The 1,497-nt window shown below is 40.4% G+C and carries 1 protein-coding gene; it reads left to right on the forward strand.

Going from position 1 to position 1,497, the window contains the following annotated elements:
• The first annotated feature begins 143 nt into the window (after positions 1-143).
• Positions 144-1,364 carry an IS4 family transposase gene (locus ACR65H_RS18470; RefSeq protein WP_440502413.1) on the forward strand — a complete coding sequence of 407 codons (1,221 nt, stop codon included), beginning with the start codon at positions 144-146 and terminating at the stop codon, positions 1,362-1,364.
• Positions 1,365-1,497: the final 133 nt, after the last annotated feature.

Consider the following 1,497-nt stretch of genomic DNA (forward strand, 5'->3'; position numbering starts at 1 on the left):
CATTAGCGTTGCAGGTCAAGGAATATCTGGAAAATGGTCCACTTTAATGAATACTATTGCTTGAATAAACACAAAAAAGCTCCTAATGTAGGTAGGGTACGACGACTAAATCAGTTCCCTACACTATCAAAAGGAGCAAGCTCATGAAAAGTGTAAACCAAAATTTAGTCTTTCGTCAATACTTATCTAAATTACCGGTGAATGTCTTGGATTGCCCAGTGATGAATTATCAAACACAAAAGCTCACCGACCTATCGGTGGTGAAAATCTTCATAATGGCGCAACTATGCAAGTGGGAAAGTCTTAGGGAAATTGAAGTTGGCATCCGGTCAAAAAGGGACTTTCAACAAGAAATCGGCGTCAATTCAGTCAGTCACTCCCAGCTAAGCAGGCGGCTAAACCAAATGAACACGGGGGATTTAGCAGATCTCCTGGGTAGATTAGCAGTGGCCTATAGGGCGTTGCAAGGAAATGCACCAGGTCTGAATAAGAATGTGGGTCCCATCCGAATTATCGATGGCACTTACATAAAACTACCGAAAAACGCACTTAATTGGACTGCTGTTTCCAAAGATTCCTGCGGAATCAAGCTCCATGTAAGAATGGTAGCTTCCTCCTCTTCGAGCGTCTTTCCTGAAAAGATGATTCCATCTACCGGGAATATTGCGGATTCTGATGCCGTGAATCATATCATTGACGCAGACGGAGCATTGTACGTAATGGATCGAGGTTATGCCCACAAAACAAAAATGGGTGGGTGGTTGGCTCAGAAGATTCAATTTCTTGTACGAGTTAGAAAGACTTTCACTGTGGAAACATTGAAGGTACAAACGCCAACACATCCAAAAGTGATCAAAAACGAAGTGGTTTCTATCATCACACGAAAAGAGCCAGTACGTTACATTGAATTCTTAGATGATGAAGGAACATCATTTCATTTGATTACAAATAACCTGGAACTGAGCGAAGAAGAAATCCTGGATACCTACAAGAACCGTTGGTATATAGAGCTTTTCTTCAAATGGTTAAAACAACACGTCAGAGTGAAACACCTTTTCAGCCTATCGCCAGTCGGTATCTGGAACCAGATGTTTATCGCTCTAATCACTTTTGCTTTAACGGAAATCATGAGGCTAATCTATCAACCAACAAAGACAATATGGACGTTCATGCGGACCATGCAACAGTACCTTTTTGTCCCGGTTAAGAAGCTATTACAAGATTTCAACCGAAGGTTGAGAAAGAGCAAGGGACGACAAAAAATACCGAACGCTCAACCAAAAGAGATCCGGTATGGAGAAGATTTTGCGATTGTGAATCCGATTAATAGCATGCATTTTATCAATAAAAGAAAAAACAAGTAAAGTAAAATGAATGTCAAAAAAAGGGAACTGGATCGTCATTACAGTCCTGTTCCCTTTTTGAATTTATTTACAGCAAGTCGACTGGTAAAAAATGAAAGTAATAACTTTTTACGGTATCCGTGCAACGCTAATG

The sequence above is a fragment of the Sporosarcina sp. SAFN-015 genome (assembly GCF_059415085.1).

Coding starts and splice junctions, on each gene's coding strand:
- ACR65H_RS18470 (WP_440502413.1), top strand. CDS start 144: ATGAAAAGTGTAAACCAAAATTTAGTCTTTCGTCAATACTTATCTAAA.